Genomic DNA, 16070 nt, shown 5'->3' with positions numbered 1-16070 from the left:
AAAAGGCTTGAACCAATCGATGCGCTTGCCATGCTTGGCCCAGAACTTCTCCGGATCCTTGATGCTCTGCTTGTACCAGCTCTGATAGGTTTCATCGTCGATAAGCGCGTTTTTCTTCGCGCTTGCCAGCACGGGATAGACCTTCTCGGACATCAATTTCCTCCAGAATCTGTTGTCTCATGGCGGGCTGCTGCATTCAGTCAAATTATATTCAAAGCTGAAATCGACTGATGCACCCGCCAAGGTATTCGAATGAACGATACTAAAAAATTGGGACGCTATCGGAAATGGTGCAGACCCGTGACCGCGTCAGGAATCTGATTTCCCGACCGTTATCGAGCGAGAACATGCCGCCGCGACCCGGCACGACATCGATAAGCAGGTCTGTGTGCTTCCAGGTCTCATATTGAGATGCGCTGATGTATACCGGCGCGCCGCCGATTTCACCAAGGCAAATGTCCTGATCACCGACAATGAAGTCACCCTGGGCATAGCACATCGGTGAAGATCCGTCGCAGCATCCGCCCGACTGGTGAAACAGGATTGGACCGTATTCCGACTGCAATGTTGCGATCAGCTCAAGCGCAGCTGGTGTGGCACCGACTTTGTCTTTCATGTTTTGTCCCTCCTGAAAACCGGTGGCGCTGCGACAGCGCCCCCGACAGCTCGTTGTGGAGCTCAGAAGAAACCCAGCTTCTTCGGGCTGTAGCTGACAAGCATGTTCTTGGTCTGCTGGTAGTGATCAAGCATCTTGAGGTGGTTCTCCCGACCAATGCCAGACTGCTTGTAACCGCCGAATGCGGCGTGCGCCGGATAGGCATGGTAGCAGTTGGTCCAGACCCGCCCTGCCTGTATGGCACGGCCGAACCTATAACAGGTATTGGCGTCGCGACTCCAAATACCCGCTCCCAAACCGTACAGCGTGTCATTGGCGATCGACAAAGCCTCGTCATCGTCCTTGAACGTCGTCACCGACACGACTGGACCGAATATCTCCTCCTGGAAGATGCGCATGCGGTTGTGTCCTTTGAACACGGTCGGCTTGACGTAGTAGCCCCCTGCGAGATCGCCGGACAGAATATTCCGCTCACCGCCTGTCAGTACCTCGGCACCCTCCTGTTTGCCGATATCGATGTATGACAAGATCTTTTCCAGCTGTTCGCTTGAAGCCTGCGCGCCGATCATGGTTGTGGGATCAAGCGGGTCTCCCTGCACGATGGCCTCGACCCGCGTCAACGCACGTTCCATGAATCTTTCGTAGATCGATTCATGGATCAGCGCGCGGCTTGGGCAGGTGCACACCTCGCCCTGGTTAAGCGCGAACATGACGAAGCCCTCGATCGCCTTGTCGAAGAAGTCATCGTCTTCGGCCGTTACATCCTTGAAGAAGATGTTGGGCGACTTGCCGCCGAGTTCCAGTGTCACCGGTATCAAATTCTGGCTGGCATACTGCATGATCAGCCGTCCGGTCGTCGTCTCGCCGGTGAAAGCAATCTTGGCGATACGAGGGCTCGAGGCGAGCGGCTTGCCTGCTTCCAGCCCGAAACCGTTGACAATATTGAGCACGCCGGGCGGCAGGATGTCCGCGATCAGTTCGGCGAGTACCAGGATGGACGCAGGGGTTTGTTCCGCAGGCTTCAGCACGACGCAATTTCCCGCAGCCAGTGCCGGAGCCAGTTTCCACACTGCCATCAAGATGGGGAAATTCCAGGGAATGATCTGACCGACGACACCGAGCGGTTCATGGAAGTGATAGGCCACCGTATCGTGATCGATTTCCGAGATGCCACCTTCTTGGGCGCGTATCACACCAGCAAAATAGCGGAAATGATCGATCGCGAGCGGCAGGTCGGCTGCAGTGGTTTCGCGGATCGGCTTGCCGTTGTCCCAGGTTTCCGCCTGGGCAAGCACATCGAGGTTGTCTTCCATCACCTGCGCGATCTTGTTGAGGATCACGCTGCGCTCGGCGGCGCTTGTACGGCCCCAGGCATCTTTTGCAGCGTGTGCCGCATCGAGTGCAGCCTCGACATCGCTTGCATCTGATCTGGCGATTTCGCAAAGAACCTGACCGTTTACCGGGGATGTGTTTTCGAAATAGCGTCCGGCTTTCGGTTCGACGAATTTGCCGTCGATGAAATTGCCATAGCGCTTCTTGAAATTGGGCTTGATTGTGCGGTTGAATTCTACCTTGTTCATGAAACTTCCTCCCTGGCGCTGCGCACGCTTGTGCGAGATCGCCTGTGCTAAAACGCTGCCTCCTGCAGCATCGAAAGTGAGGATGGCGCGATACCGCTATTGTGTCAGCCCCGGCAAAACTGCATCGCTCCCGATCTGTCGCAGTTTTGCGACAATCAGGCGCACAAATCAGCACAATGGAAAAAAGTCCTCAGGAAAGACCGAGCCGTTTCAGTTTGCGATGCAAGGTGGCGCGGCTGATGCCCAAATCGGTAGCGGCAGCCGTTACATTTCCTTCAGTGTGCGCCAAGGCGCGCTGGATAGCCCCTCGTTCGGCGGTAGCATAGTCACGTTCGACGCTGGTATGCTGGTCCAGAAGATCAGAGGCTGGCAGTGGTTTACTCAGCGCTTCATCCGTCAGTCCAAGGAGATGACGAGCGGAGCGCGAAGCACCGACGACGAGATCATCCTCATCGACCGCGATAAGCGCATGCATGGCGCGCTCATTCAGAGCGACTTCTGCTCGTTGGGCCAAGACAATTCGTGCCTTGGGAAACGCCAGCCGGAAATTTTCAGCTTCCACCCGCCGTGCAGCGTCAACAACGGCAACCGAAATCAGCTTGACGAAATCTTCGGTCAAGTCCCAACGGGCCGAAGAGACATCAATTGCCGCCATCAAGCGGCCACGATGATCGAAGATCGGGGCTACCGTGCAGGACAGGGCAATATTTCTGCTGCGGAAATGCTGATCACGGTGAATGGTCAGGGCCCGCTGCTCGGCCAGCGCCGTACCAATCCCATTGGTCCCTTCGCTTTCCTCGCTCCACACCGCTCCGGTCCAAAGGCCCATCCTGTAGAAGGTTTCATCATCGGACGCAGAACCGCGTCGATCGACTGGCACACCATCCTTGTCGGCCAGAAGCACACAACAGCCTGCGCCGCCAACGGCCGAATAGAGTCGGTCAAGACTGGCCTGTGCGGTGTGGATCAGGGAACCGAGCCGTTCGCGTGCCTCTTTCAGTTCACGATCCGTCAGAACACTTGGCAGTGTGCCCTCACCCGGATTCAGACCATAGAGCCGCATGGATCGACGCCATGAGGCAATGAGCGCCGACTGAGCAGCAGCGCTCCCGGAAAGCGCAGATTGAATATGGTCGGCGTGTAAGCCGTCATGCTGCATTCCCATGGTCTCCTCCCGAAGTCCAGGACGACCCGCCGATCGTCCGCCATCAGCCTAAGGCAGTTCGACATCACGTCAAGCCTGTCATTAGCTCCAAATAAGAAGAGGCTAATTCGACGGCCATCCGCATCATGATTTGAAGTCCCTTCGGAGATGCAATCAAATTGCCAGCTTCTACTCGCATCCTATAGGGGCGGCTGCGGGTCGCAATGATCGAGATCAATAATTCATATCATGCGGGTAGGCACCGATTGAACAATTCTTGACGCGCACTGGAACGCCAAGGAACAGGCGCGCTGTAATGGCCACCTCATCTTTTCCGAGATTGGAATTAAGGCAGCTGGACTCCGGGCTTAGTGTCTCATGAAGACGGTAAGCGGCGGGGCTTCGATCATTGATCTAAGTCACACCGCCAAAGACCCGCTCGCGCAGGCGCGAGTGCCCGTACGCTCCATCACGATTAAGTCGGCGGAAATATCGACGGCGCGGGATGGGCCTGTTTGTTGTTGAAAAGAACGCGTTTATGTTGCTCTGTGTTGTCGGAAAGTATGATCTCTCACTCAATCCGGAACCCCGATAGCGCCCATGCCAGTACGAGACATACCCGGCCTCCGGGGACGGTTCCTGCAAGCCGCCTTGTCCTCACGCTTCGAGGGGACGAAAGGCTATGTCCTCGCCGCAATCGCGGTACTGATTGCCTTGCTACTGCGATTGGCGCTGCAGGATCTGCTCGAAGACCGCGCGATATTCATTCTGTTCATCCCTTCGATCCTTGTCGCATCGATCGCAGGAGGAATTGGACCGGGGCTGGCAGCGGTGTGCCTTTCGTTGATCTTCTCACTTTATCTGGGCGGCACGCAATTCGACCACACGGAAAACGTGGTCGAGTTTGCCATTCTGATTGCCATTGGTTTGGTGATTGCCTGGATGGGGGGACTGCTTCACCATGCCAGGCGAGTTACCGACAAGACAATGGGCGACCTCGATGCCCGCGAAGCGCATCTCCGGTCGATCCTGGACACGGTGCTTGATGCCACGGTCGTCATTGAAAAGGATGGAACGATCAGGTCATTCAACGCCGCAGCCGTTCGGCAGTTCGGCTACACCGAAGCCGAGGTTGTCGGGCGGAATGTCCGCATCTTGATGCCGGAGCCCTACCAGCGGGAGCACGACGGTTACATAAGCAGGTATTTGCAAACGGGCGAAAAGCGCATCATCGGCATCGATCGCGTCGTCGTCGGCAGACGCAAGGATGGTTCGACCTTTCCGATGAAACTTGCAGTCGGAGAGATAAAGACAGGAGACAAGGTCTTCTTCACCGGATTCATTCGGGATTTGACCGAGCGCGAAGAATCCGCGGCGCGGCTGCAGGAAATCCAGGGCGAGCTGGCCCGGCTGGCGCGACTCAACGAGCTGGGCGAAATGGCGTCGACGCTGGCGCACGAACTCAACCAGCCGCTATCTGCCATAGCCAACTATGCCCAGGGGTGCACACGATTGTTGCGCGACATGGACGACGCCCTCGCATCGAAAATGCGCGAGGCTTTGGAAGAGACCTCGAGGCAAGCCTTGCGCGCAGGGCAAATTATCAGGCATCTAAGGGAATTCGTGACACGCGGCGAAACCGACAAGGCGCAGGAAGACATCCGCAAGCTGGTCGAGGAAGCTGGTGCTCTGGCGCTCGTGGGGTCGCGTGAACGCGGTGTCAGGTCCGTGTTCGAGTTTGGCCCCGACGCCAGGTTCGTCATGGTCGACGGCGTGCAAATCCAACAGGTCTTGATCAACCTGATGCGCAATGCCATGGAAGCGATGCGGGACGGTGAAAAACGTGACCTGCTTGTGCAAACGAGTTTGGACGAGAATGGGTGGGTCGTGGTCGAGGTTGCCGATACTGGACCCGGCATCCCCGACGAGATTGCCCCACAGCTGTTCAAGCCCTTCATGACCACCAAACCTGGCGGCATGGGGGTGGGTCTGTCGATCTCCAAGCGCATTGTCGAGTCACACGGTGGCAGCATAACGGTAAAAAAGAACGAGAGCGGGGGTACCACATTCCGCTTCACGCTTCCTGCAATTGAGGATAAGCACCCAAATGGCGATTGACGACTACACTGTCCATGTTGTCGACGATGAAGAGGCGGCCAGAAAGTCTCTCGCGTTCTTGCTGACCATGTCCGGCTTCACCGTTCGCGTGCACGAGTCGGCAACAGGATTTCTTGCGACCGCACCGACAATTCGCAATGGCTGCCTGATTACGGATTTGCGAATGCCGGACATGAGTGGCGTGGAGTTGTTGCGCAACTTGAAAACTGCCGACCTTCAAATCCCCTCTATCGTGATAACGGGGCATGGAGACGTGCCGATGGCCGTGGAAGCCATGAAGGCCGGCGCTTTGGACTTCATAGAAAAGCCGTTTGAAGACGAAGTCTTGATTGAAGCGGTAAAGCGGGTGGCGGCACAATTAACGGACACCGCTGATGAATTAGATGACGCTTCGGACATCCAGGCGCGGTGGGAGGAGTTGACCGACCGCGAAAGGCAAGTCCTTTCAAGCGTAGTGGCAGGACGTGCGAACAAAACCATCGCCTACGATCTGAATATCAGTCCACGTACGGTTGAAGTCCATCGGGCCAACGTAATGGCAAAAATGAAAGCGAGGAACTTGCCGGAACTTGTACGAATGGCACTCAATGCGAAGCTCGACATCGACTGACGATTCCATCTGGTCAATCCGCTGATTTGACCTAGCGCAATGCGCACTCATGAAAACACAATCAAGGTACTTGCGCCATTTGCCGCCCACCGATCGTTCGGTCATGTTAAGAGGGAATGCCCGTTGTCGAATCCATTCCGAGTGCTTGTTGTTGCCCCAGACTACGGGTTGCGACGGTCGCTTGAGTTTGCGCTCGAGGTTGAAGGCCTTACGGTTCTGTCGTTCGACGACGTGAACGCAGCCCTCGCATCGCCAAGCACGGCCACAGGCAGTTGCTTCGTCGTAGACGAAGAAGCACTTCTGAACCACCCGCTAGCGATGGCCGTGGTGCGAGAATTCCACAAGCCCGTCTTACTGCTGGTGGACCGCTCTCGATCCATGCCTGACGTGCTCGGCGTCAGAGTGCTGCGAAAGCCCCTCTTGGGGAATGCGTTAATCACGGCCATTAGATTGACCGATCCGTCTGCTGGCACGGGTCAATCTACGTAGAAACGTGTAGGTACATAAACGAATTTCGCAGCATGACGATATCAGCGATTGTTGTCCCATCATATCGAATGGGGAGATCGTCATGCTGGCCTACACCACTATCCAAATGTCACCGCGGCTCGGATCGGATGGCATCGATCAACCCGTTCCGTTGCCGTTGGGTCAAGCTCGTCCGCAACAGATTTTGTTCTTTGCTCCGGGCTCCGAGATTTATGCCCAGGGCCAAAAGGCGAGAAACATCTACCAGGTCGAGTTTGGTGCCGTCCGAGTCTATCGGTTACTCGCCGACGGTCGAAGGCAGATCAGCGCATTTTATCTATCCGGCGAAGTCTTCGGTTTCGAAGCCGATGCAAACCACCATTTCTTTGCGGAAGCGATAACGGGCACAAGCCTCCGGTTATTTCCGCGCTCGAAGTTCGGCGACATCTCTCAGGAACTGTTCTCACTGACATTGCGCTGTCTTACGCGTGCACAGGAACATTTGCTCGTGCTCGGCCGTCAGACGGCAGCCGAGCGCGTGGCTGCGTTCCTCCTCGATCTGGCGGAACGTCAGGGTGGATTGGAACAGGTGGAGCTTCCTATGTCACGCATGGACATAGGCGACTATCTTGGTCTAACCATCGAAACGGTGTCCCGGGTATTTTCAAAGTTGAAAGACAAGGAAATCATCGCCCTTCCAACGCTGCGAAGCGCCGAGATTAAAAAGTGGAACGCGCTACAGGCAATGAGCGAGTAGCTCCAAATCATTCATCCTTAAAGCTCGCGGCCAAATCATGAAAAATTATTTGCGACGGCTGACGGGACGGGTGAGAAGCGACCCTGCCGACCGCCACTTGGCCTATATTTTGACTTTCGTCGCGGGTGCGGCGAATGCCGGAGGTTTTCTGGCAGTAAAACAGTACACCTCACACATGTCGGGCATCGTGTCGTCGATGGCCGACAGCTTTGCATTGGGCGATGTCAAATTTGCACTCTCCGGATTGGCCGCGTTTGCCTCGTTCGTCGCAGGCGCGGCCGTTTCGGCTATCCTCGTAAATTGGGGCCGGCGACAATCGCTGCAAAGCGAATACGCTTTTCCGATCATGATCGAGGCCGTTCTGCTGCTTTGCTTTGGCCTTATGGGCAGCAAACTCTCCCTGCACGAATGGCTGTTTGTCCCCGCGACCGTGATGCTCCTATGCTTTATCATGGGCCTGCAAAACGCCGTGATCACCAAGCTGTCCAACGCTCGAATTCGGACAACCCACGTTACGGGGATGACGACAGATATGGGAATTGAACTGGGGAAGCTTTTCTATTGGAATATAGCGCGCGACGACGTTGCCAAACCCATGGTGCGCGCGGACCGATCTAAACTGAAGGTTCACACGTCGCTGGTATTCCTGTTCTTTGCTGGCGGCATCGTTGGCGCATTCGGATTCAGATTTGCCGGCTTTGGAGCAACGATATTCCTGGCCCTCATCCTCCTGGTCGCTGCAGCTGTGCCGTTCTTCGACGATGTGAAAACAACGCTGAGTAAGACCTGGGCGCGCTAAATGTTGTGTACCTCTGTTTAACCCTGATCAAACAGTATGGCCGGAGGCCGTAGTGGACACAAACTTCTACCAATCAGACGACGGTGAGCAAGTCTTCGACCGCTTTGACGCCGGGTGCCGACCAAGCTGCCCGGACCGCAGAGCCGCGCGCTCCCCAAGCTTTGACCTGTCCTTCGAGAGTTACGTGGCCAGAGTCATCGACCGTCACACGAACGCCGGACGGGTCGACCTGCGCGTTTCTCTTCAACGCGTCTTCGATCCGCCTCTTGACGTCAAACGACGACACGTGGGGTTTGACCTGGATGTTATTTGCAACGTCGAAAACGCCCGCCAGTGCTCGCACGGCTTCCGTGGCCGCTATCTTCTGGTAGTTCCAATCAACGATGCCTGAGAGAAGTACCCATCCCTTGTCAACTTGCACTTGCACGGCTCCATCGGGAATGGCGGTGCTCCAACTCAAGACGTTAAGCGCACGCTTTGCGATCTCATCGTCTGCTGTGCGATGGCTGCCGATAGGACGCACCTCTATATCATGCGCGATCCCGCGAACACCCTTGACGCGGCAAACGGCGTCGGCGGCGGCGTTTTTTTCCATGTAGGTAGGAACGTGCCCCATCAAAGTGACGACTCCATTTTCGACTGAGACGCCGATGTTTGCAGCGTTGAGGCTTGGTTCGAATTCAAGTTCGTCGAGGATGTTCTGTCGCAAAACCATGTCGTTCATTTTAGTGATCCTTTGAGCAAACGGCCGAACTCCGATGCTCCATTCTCGCCTAGCGTGGCAACTGAGGCATTGATCCGGGTCAAAGCATCAATGTCAGAATCCAACGTATTCGTTCATCGGTTGGGTGGCCCGCACCTGTCTCGCATGAGGAGCTCCATACCGGAGGGGAGACTCACTGCCGTATTTGAAAAGATTCGAATCACGGAAGCCCTGAATACGGCATCCGCAACCTGCGGGCCCGGATGAGCCATTATGCGATTTTCCAAGCACAGATCGAGAACATTCGAAAAATAAGCCCATAAAGACGCGGCGCGATGAGGCTCCGTGGTCACAGTTTGAACCGGTTCGCTAAAATAGCGATTGAAAACAACTGTAGGCCCTTGCAGTTGTCGCGCTTCATTGTCGGACCCGGTGCTAGTTCGCACTAGGGGACAGTAGAAATGAAACCAACACTTTTAGCCGGCGTTGCCTTTTCGGCGATGCTTACGTTCGCCGCCGACCGCGGTCACCAGTGCAGCCACATTTGGCTTTCCCCTCGGGGGTCTTGAGCTGCTCTATAGTGTGATCGGCCACCGATTTTTTGCAACGTTCTTGTAGACCTGAACCTTGGTGACGATCGGCTCTGCTGAAAGTGCGACAGAACCCAGCAATGGCTGGCGGCCCGTCAGGGCGATGGGCTGGTTTATGTTGGGCACGTCGGAACGGGCTTCTCAGCGAAACTAACACGTGATCTTAAAGCCCAGCTTGATAGTATCCGTATCGAAAACCCATTGGCCTCGGGCATCAAGGCAAGAAGTATGTGTTCGTCGAACTGGGCTTGGTTGCGGAAGTGACCTATGGAGCTTGGACACACGACGGAAAACTGAGACACACCTCATTCAAAGGAATCCGTGAAGCGGCGGACCATGCCGAGGTCTATGAACTAGGGCAGTGGATCGATTAAAGGGTTGATGAAACGGACGGGCAACGGTTCGAAGTGCCTGGTATTGGCCGTCAGCAAGATAAGATCATGGGTTTTCCCGATCGCGGCAATAATGCAATCGGCAAGGCCGGGATTCCTGCCCTTGGCGTTTGCGGCGTCTTCGATGCTTCCTGCTGCTCGTGCAACGGCAGCGTCGACGGCAAGGACGCGCTCTCCGAATCCCTCAATCATCTGTTCAAGCCAGCGCATGATTTCTTGAGCTCGAGCATGCCCGCCAGCGCGATCGAGTTTAGATGCGCCGCGCTCGATCTCTAGGATTGCGGTTACAGGCACATACAAGCGGTTTGTGTTGTTGCGTACCCATTGAGCCAACTTTGCCTCCACAGGGGCCGCATCCGGCCTTGCAGGCCCAAAGACGGACAATATCGACGTATCGAACAGGAAGCCGCTCACAGGTCAATCTCACGGCTTGGAGACGGATTCCGTTCGAACTCAATTCCGCCCCCGGGAAAGGATAACAGGAATTCCCCGAATGACGGACGGTCGACAGGATAGATGCGCGCAGCGTCGGCGATCGGAACGATGATCGCGGCTGGGCGACCATGTTTCGTGATCGTCGTCGGCAAACCATGTTCAGCCGCGTCGATGATCGCGCTGAACCCTGCCTTAGCTTCTTTGAGATTGATAGATTTCATCAGTCCTTGGTCCACAATTTGAGGTGGTTACTGGTGACCACTTTAGGAACATTTTGTTGGCATGTCAAGCGAACAAGGGAAAATGTTGGCTTCGCTTCGATGTCCTTTAGGCTCATGGACGCCGGGCTGTTCGCGGCGCGGTAGAGGGTCTTGGGGTCGAGGAGAACGGCGTGCTTGCAGCGGGTGCAGGTGACACGGAGGACTTGCCAAGATGAGAAGTCAGATAGGCGCATTGCGAACGTAGTCTCCAGAAAAATGTGGTTCGCAACACGAGGGAAAAATACTGCTGTTCGCGGATCGGGGCAATCGCTGGAAAAAAGTTACTTCCGACAAAGAAAGCCGGAAGACGAAGCAACTCACGGTTCAGGGGGGACTGAGGATGTGAGTGCAGTTTCGGGCGCTTCCGGCTAGGTCCTGACCGGCAATTTGATTGAGGGCGAAACTGCCGGTCAGCTATCGACATAATACACCTGTTTTCAGCCTGAGGCTTCAATCCCAGACATTTGTACCGGCCAAAAAACGGCCGGGCGACACAACACCTTGGGGGTGCATAGTCTGCTCCGGCCTTTGGGGTGCTGCCCTAAAGGGCCTCGGGGTAGTGGGTTTCAAGGCAGCAAAAGAAGTGTCACCCGTTAGGGCGATCCGGTCCAATCACTGTTCCCTTCCGCTTGATACAAAGAGGGAGAAGAGGAGGCACGTCGCCCCCAATCCTCTCCCAGAAAGCGGGTTGTAAAATTTGGCTAGCCATCACAACCGGCACGGGCAAATTTACTCCCGTTTCCAGCGTTTTGCGAAGGGGATTTATTAGCAAAATCGGCTTACAGATTTTTATTTATTTTTTCTTTTTGTATGCGCAATGGCTGTCTGCATCATGTCCACTTCGCGCCGCGAGTTTGGCGGTGACTGGGGAGAAGGCCAGCCCTCTAGGGGGTGTGCAAGCACATGATTCCCGCCAGCCCCTCCGCCGTTACAGGCAGAATTAGTCCTCGGTGGATACGACCTGCTGCTTGCGCTTCTCCATTGCAGACCACACTTGATGGAGGACTGAAGTTAAGTGAACAACAATCGTCTGCTCATGTTATCTTTACGGATGACAAGTAGTATTGCACGACCGGTGCGAAAATCCCTTCAATGTGGAAATCTGTATGAAGCCTGGCGTCAGTGATCTCCTGCTCCATATCCAGAATGAAATTCTGGAAGCTGTGACCTCTGGTGATCCACTGCGCGACATTGCCGATTTGCTGTGTCGCAGGATCGAGAATCTAGTTCCAACCATTGTATGTTCAGTGCTTACAGTTGACCCGGACCAAAAGCTTCACCCGCTGGCTGGGCCAAGCCTGCCTGACGCCTACTCTGAGGCAATCGACGGAATCGAAGCCGGCCCCACGGTCGGGTCGTGCGGAACTGCGGCTTACCGAGGCGAACCCGTCATCGTTTCTGACATCGAATCCGATCCGCTCTGGGCCGATTTCAAAGCTCTGGCGCTGCCACTTGGACTTCGAGCCTGCTGGTCTACTCCTGTAAAGTCGCGCGATGGACGCGTGGTGGGTACATTTGCTTTCTATTACAAAACAGTCCGGACACCTGATGAACTGGAGAGGCGAATCGTCCAGACCTGTGTTCATCTGTGCGCAATCGCCATTGAGCATGAACAGGTGCAGGCGCGCGATTATAAGCTCGCTTATTTTGACGCGCTGACCGGGCTATCCAATCGAACCCGCTTTGATGAAATGCTTTGCCGGCGGGTTCATGACCAAGCCGCTTTCGGGCTACTTCTGGTAGATATCGATCACTTGAAATCTGTCAATGATACTATGGGACACGTGGTGGGCGACTTCGTGATCAAAAGTGTGGCCAACATGATTGGCAAGGACCGTCCAGGAGAGACAGCGTTCCGGCTGGGCGGGGACGAATTTGCAGTCATCATTGATGGTGTCACAACTGCAGAGGGTCTGGCTGGCGCTGCTCAAGGCATTCTTCATAGAACCAGTGGTCCCGTAACTGCCGGATTGGACACACTTTTTCCCAGCGTCACCATCGGCGGAGCCCTGTTCGGAGCCGATGGCGTTGAAGCAAATACGTTGCGGCAGAATGCGGATTTTGCGCTTTATCACGCAAAGGAGACAGACCGGGGAGGCTATGTTCAATTTCGTCCCGAGCTTCGCACCTCGATCATCGACCGTATCCGCGCAATCCGCAATGTGGACGCTGCATTGGCAGAGGGTCGCATAACGGCATATTACCAACCAATCGCGCAGCTGGCGTCATCAGAAGTTGTCGGCCTGGAAGCTTTGGTCCGCATGACTGATCTACAAGGCGGCGTATCCCCTGCAGGCGATTTTGCTGCTGCGTTCTCCGATACCAAGATAGCCTCGCGTGTTACTGAGAAAATGCTGAACCAGGTTGCATCCGACATTCGCGAATGGTTGGATCTCGGTATCCCCGTGGAGCACGTCGGGATCAACGTGACGACCGGGGATTTTCAATACGGAAATCTCCAGGCGAAGATCGAGGCATGCTTCGCAAAGCAAGACGTTCCGCTCAAGCACATTGTGCTAGAGGTTAACGAGTCTGTATTTATGGGCGGCAGCGACCAGTTCGTGGCCAAAGCGGTAAAGCGGCTCCGCGATAAAGGACTGCTTGTTGCACTTGATGATTTCGGCACGGGATACGCCTCCCTTACCCATCTGATAAGCTTCCCGGTTGATGTCATCAAAATCGATCGGTCCTTCGTGGGGGCTTTGGCCAATGGAAAAGCAAGTTCAGTCATTGTCGCAGCTATCATGGACATGGCGAACCGGTTAGACATGCGTGTGATTGCAGAGGGTATCGAATCTCTTGAGCAGGTGCGCCAACTGAGCGAGCTCGGTTGTCAGTTCGGTCAAGGATACCTCTTCGGCAAACCGGTCTCGGCGGCAGACACTAGGGAACTCTTATTGGGGCAGCATCGTAGAGCGCATACGCGATCCGGCATCTATCCATCCTGGTATTAGCGGACAGGCAACAGCAACTGTTGGCTTGGAAATGTCGCCTTGATGTCACGCTGCAGTTAACCAGGGTCTTCCTCACTTTGTGTGGTTAACAAATCGTTAGTGGTCACGGCGCTAGTGCCAAAGCTGGATCTCCGCTGACATTCTTTAGCGCCATCGCAAAGGCAACGCCCGTATTGCCCGTCGAATTTGGCGGATGCTGTTGTGCATTACCACTTGCTCAAGCAGAACCGACCCAGTCCGTGCATGCTGAAGCAATTTTTGAGGCAAGACGCCCTTACCCAACTTGGGCAATGTCAATGTGAGCATCGCCCCACAGATTTGACAGTCGAACGCGCAAGCTCGTCGCTAATGCTTGAGTGCGAGGCTGCGCAGCGTATGGTTCGGACAGGGAATGGAAGCAGTTCCGGATGAGATGGGATGGTTGCCGCCCTCCCCTGACGGCATCGCAATGTGCCAATGTTGTGGTGCGTAACCCACAAAGCGGAGAAGCTGAGTCGGGCCCATTCATAACCTCACAGCGTGAAATCATGCGCTGATAATCCGGAATCGAAATGCCCATCCACCTGAACGATCAGATCGGCAATGCCGTCGCCATTGCTGTCGGCCTCGACCATCCAATGATCGAGATCGGCGGACGCAGCCTGTTGCGCCTGGAATATCCGCAGCTCGCCCGCAGAATTCGAGAATTCACTGCCGCCGATAAAATGAAAGGCCTGATCTCCGGACGCGCCGGCATCGGCATCGATGCCGCTGAGATCGATCCGGTCCCCCTCGGCGGAACTGAAATCGGTGATCGTGTCGCTGCCGGATTGCGGCGCCCGGAACGCGAAATTATCGTCGGCCAGGTCGAAAGTGAACGTATCGGCTCCGCCGCGGCCGGTCAGGGTATCGGAGCCGAGCCCGCCATCGATGATATTGTCTGAGGCATTGCCGCCGATTGAATCGTCGAAACGGCTGCCGATGAAATGTTCGATATCTATATAGTAATCTGGGCCAATGTCGGATGGATCATGTGCCTGCGACATGTCCAGCGTGTCGAATCCATCACCGCCCGATATGATGTTGTTGCCGCCATTGCTGACGATGAAATCGTCGCCAGCACCACCCATCAGTGTATCCCTTTCGGTCCCTCCGATGAGCACGTCATTGCCGGCTCCACCCCAGATAAAGTCCTGCCCGGCACCACCGTCGATCAGATCGTGGCCATCACCGCCGGCGATGAAATCCCCATCGTCACCCCCGGCAATGAAATCATCCCCAGCACCACCGCTGATGTGATCTACCCCTGCACCACCATTGATCCTGTCGATGCCATCGTCGCCATTGATGCGATCGCCGCCGGCACCGCCACTGATCGTGTCGTCTCCCGCACCGGCATCGAGGCTGTCAATGCCATCGCCACCGACGAGATTGTCATTGCCGGCCGCGCCGCTGATCAGGTCGTCGCCCGTGCCGCCGTCGAGCCTGTCATCGCCATCGCCGCCGAGGAGATGATCATTGCCTTCGCCCGCGCTCATCCGGTCATTGTCCAGCCCGCCTTCAAGCCAGTCATTGCCGATGCCAGCCCGCAGAATGTCATCGCCGATCCCGCCGAGAAGCCTGTCATCGCCGGTTCCGCCATCGAGCGAATCCGCGCCCAGGCCGCCGGCAAGGGTGTCATTGCCGCCCCCGCCGGCAAGACCATCGTCGCCGGCAAGTCCTGCGAGTACGGTGTCACGCCCGTCACCGGTCAGGAGGTCGTCGAATTCCGACCCCACCACATTGGAAAAGCCGGCGGCGACCCGGTCGCCCGTGGCGTCTCCGCCGGTGGCAAGGCCGAGGAAACCATCAGCGCCCACGAAGGTCAGGTCGACCCGCACCGCCTCGGGTGAGGAGGCATAACCCACCGTATCGCCTATATCCTTACCGACAAGGATATCAGCGCCGCCATGGCCTTCGACATACCAGGGATAGGGGTCGGTGATGCGAATTTCGTCGGCCTGGTCGGTGCCAACGGCAATTTTGTAAACGCCGTTAACCTCGCCGACTCCGAGCAGATCGAACAGGAACCTGTCAATTGGCATTTAAGTCTCCAAGTTTGAAAAGACGATAGTATCGATCACCTCTTGGCAACTTGAACTGAACGGAGCCGTTGCTACAAATCACTTTTTGTACAGAGACTATGTTGCTACATGATCGCAATTTTATTGTATTTTTGAAGTATTTTTGCGGCAAGGCTAAATTCGCCTCGCGAGAGCCCGTGCACGGAACGGCACGTTCCGTCGGCAAGCCAGAGAGTAGTTTCGCTTCGAGCGGCAGCGTAACTTAACCTGACTTATTAATCCTTTATCGTGTTAGTCGGCTTTGCGCCCCCTCATATCATCCATAGATGCGATCTTTTCCTTCGCCCGGAAGCAAACATTGGCGACCACCTAAAATTCATAGTCGCGCCACGACCAGCCATGTGCGTCACGCCCGACGCGCTCGAATGCTCAGCCACCGATCATGGGGCTTTCCGACGCACCGACGTACATCGCTGACGATCCAGCCGGCGTCTGTGAGCGCGGACCGCAGGGCAGACTCGCGCCAGTACGTCTCGACGTAGCGCCGCGGCGCTGCAGCATTGCCGTGTGTGAACACATCCTCGCCGTCGCCCTCTCTAACC

The 16070-nt window shown here is 55.8% G+C and carries 13 protein-coding genes and 4 pseudogenes; 6 read left to right on the top strand and 11 right to left on the bottom strand.

Translation table 11 applies throughout. The features are described from left to right. From C7476_RS27440 to C7476_RS29585, 5 genes and pseudogenes are all read right to left on the bottom strand, one after another. Nucleotides 1-153: acetyl-coenzyme A synthetase N-terminal domain-containing protein (locus tag C7476_RS27440; RefSeq protein ID WP_147274759.1), on the bottom strand; the 153-nt coding region annotated here is incomplete at its 3' end. A 109-nt stretch (nt 154-262) separates the two neighbouring features. Continuing rightward, entirely contained in the window at nt 263-616 is a 354-nt protein-coding gene (locus C7476_RS27435) for a DUF779 domain-containing protein (protein WP_114433080.1), read from the bottom strand. A gap of 62 nt (nt 617-678) precedes the next feature. After that, complete coding sequence (adh, locus tag C7476_RS27430) at nt 679-2196, bottom strand: aldehyde dehydrogenase (RefSeq protein ID WP_114433079.1); 1518 nt, start codon at nt 2194-2196, stop codon at nt 679-681. Between the two features lie 190 nt (nt 2197-2386). After that, nucleotides 2387-3361, bottom strand: coding sequence for a GAF domain-containing protein (locus tag C7476_RS27425; protein WP_114433078.1), 975 nt, complete (start codon nt 3359-3361; stop codon nt 2387-2389). Nucleotides 3362-3708: 347 nt separating this feature from the next. Further along, nucleotides 3709-3840, bottom strand: a pseudogene (locus tag C7476_RS29585) (universal stress protein); the annotation flags it as partial. Nucleotides 3841-3940: 100 nt separating this feature from the next. On the opposite strand from C7476_RS29585, the gene C7476_RS27420 reads away from it, so the two are divergent. From C7476_RS27420 to C7476_RS27400, 4 genes and pseudogenes are all read left to right on the top strand, one after another. Further along, a complete protein-coding gene (locus C7476_RS27420; RefSeq protein ID WP_114433077.1) occupies nt 3941-5458 on the top strand; it encodes a PAS domain-containing sensor histidine kinase in 1518 nt (505 codons plus the stop codon). Next, nucleotides 5454-6068, top strand: coding sequence for a response regulator FixJ (fixJ, locus tag C7476_RS27415; protein ID WP_114433083.1), 615 nt, complete (start codon nt 5454-5456; stop codon nt 6066-6068). The genes C7476_RS27420 and fixJ overlap by 5 nt, the downstream gene beginning before the upstream one ends. Nucleotides 6069-6639: 571 nt before the next feature. Continuing rightward, nucleotides 6640-7293 (top strand): helix-turn-helix domain-containing protein, encoded by a 654-nt coding sequence (locus tag C7476_RS27405; protein WP_114433075.1) that lies wholly within the window; start codon nt 6640-6642, stop codon nt 7291-7293. Between the two features lie 34 nt (nt 7294-7327). Continuing rightward, a pseudogene (locus tag C7476_RS27400) lies at nt 7328-8062 on the top strand (YoaK family protein); the annotation flags it as partial. A 103-nt stretch (nt 8063-8165) separates the two neighbouring features. Here the strand turns inward: C7476_RS27400 and C7476_RS27395 are convergent. Together C7476_RS27395 and C7476_RS28475 are read right to left on the bottom strand one after the other, a co-directional pair. Then, nucleotides 8166-8816 (bottom strand): BON domain-containing protein, encoded by a 651-nt coding sequence (locus C7476_RS27395; RefSeq protein ID WP_114433073.1) that lies wholly within the window; start codon nt 8814-8816, stop codon nt 8166-8168. Nucleotides 8817-9370: 554 nt separating this feature from the next. After that, entirely contained in the window at nt 9371-9511 is a 141-nt protein-coding gene (locus C7476_RS28475; protein WP_181872644.1) for a hypothetical protein, read from the bottom strand. On the opposite strand from C7476_RS28475, the pseudogene C7476_RS29285 reads away from it, so the two are divergent. Next, nucleotides 9470-9759, top strand: a pseudogene (locus C7476_RS29285) (ATP dependent DNA ligase). The gene C7476_RS28475 and the pseudogene C7476_RS29285 overlap by 42 nt on opposite strands. On the opposite strand, the gene C7476_RS27385 reads toward C7476_RS29285, so the two are convergent. Together C7476_RS27385 and C7476_RS27380 are read right to left on the bottom strand one after the other, a co-directional pair. Next, nucleotides 9739-10191, bottom strand: coding sequence for a PIN domain-containing protein (locus tag C7476_RS27385; protein WP_245426644.1), 453 nt, complete (start codon nt 10189-10191; stop codon nt 9739-9741). The pseudogene C7476_RS29285 and the gene C7476_RS27385 overlap by 21 nt on opposite strands. Further along, complete coding sequence (locus C7476_RS27380; RefSeq protein ID WP_114433072.1) at nt 10188-10433, bottom strand: type II toxin-antitoxin system Phd/YefM family antitoxin; 246 nt, start codon at nt 10431-10433, stop codon at nt 10188-10190. Before C7476_RS27380 ends, C7476_RS27385 begins: the two co-directional genes overlap by 4 nt. A gap of 1145 nt (nt 10434-11578) precedes the next feature. Here C7476_RS27380 and C7476_RS27370 point away from each other — a divergent pair. Beyond that, on the top strand, nt 11579-13426 hold the full coding sequence (locus C7476_RS27370) for a putative bifunctional diguanylate cyclase/phosphodiesterase (RefSeq protein ID WP_114433070.1): 1848 nt from the start codon (nt 11579-11581) through the stop codon (nt 13424-13426). Between the two features lie 512 nt (nt 13427-13938). Here the strand turns inward: C7476_RS27370 and C7476_RS27365 are convergent. Both C7476_RS27365 and C7476_RS29280 read right to left on the bottom strand, forming a co-directional pair. Further along, the gene (locus C7476_RS27365; protein ID WP_114433069.1) at nt 13939-15489 is read right to left on the bottom strand and encodes a calcium-binding protein; all 1551 of its coding nucleotides are present in this window, start codon (nt 15487-15489) and stop codon (nt 13939-13941) included. 385 nt (nt 15490-15874) lie between these two features. Beyond that, nucleotides 15875-16070 (bottom strand): annotated as a pseudogene (locus C7476_RS29280) (class I SAM-dependent methyltransferase); the annotation flags it as partial.

The organism is Phyllobacterium bourgognense (assembly GCF_003337575.1).
Classification (GTDB): Bacteria; Pseudomonadota; Alphaproteobacteria; order Rhizobiales; family Rhizobiaceae; genus Phyllobacterium; species Phyllobacterium bourgognense.
This window is presented reverse-complemented; position numbering and strand designations above follow the sequence as displayed.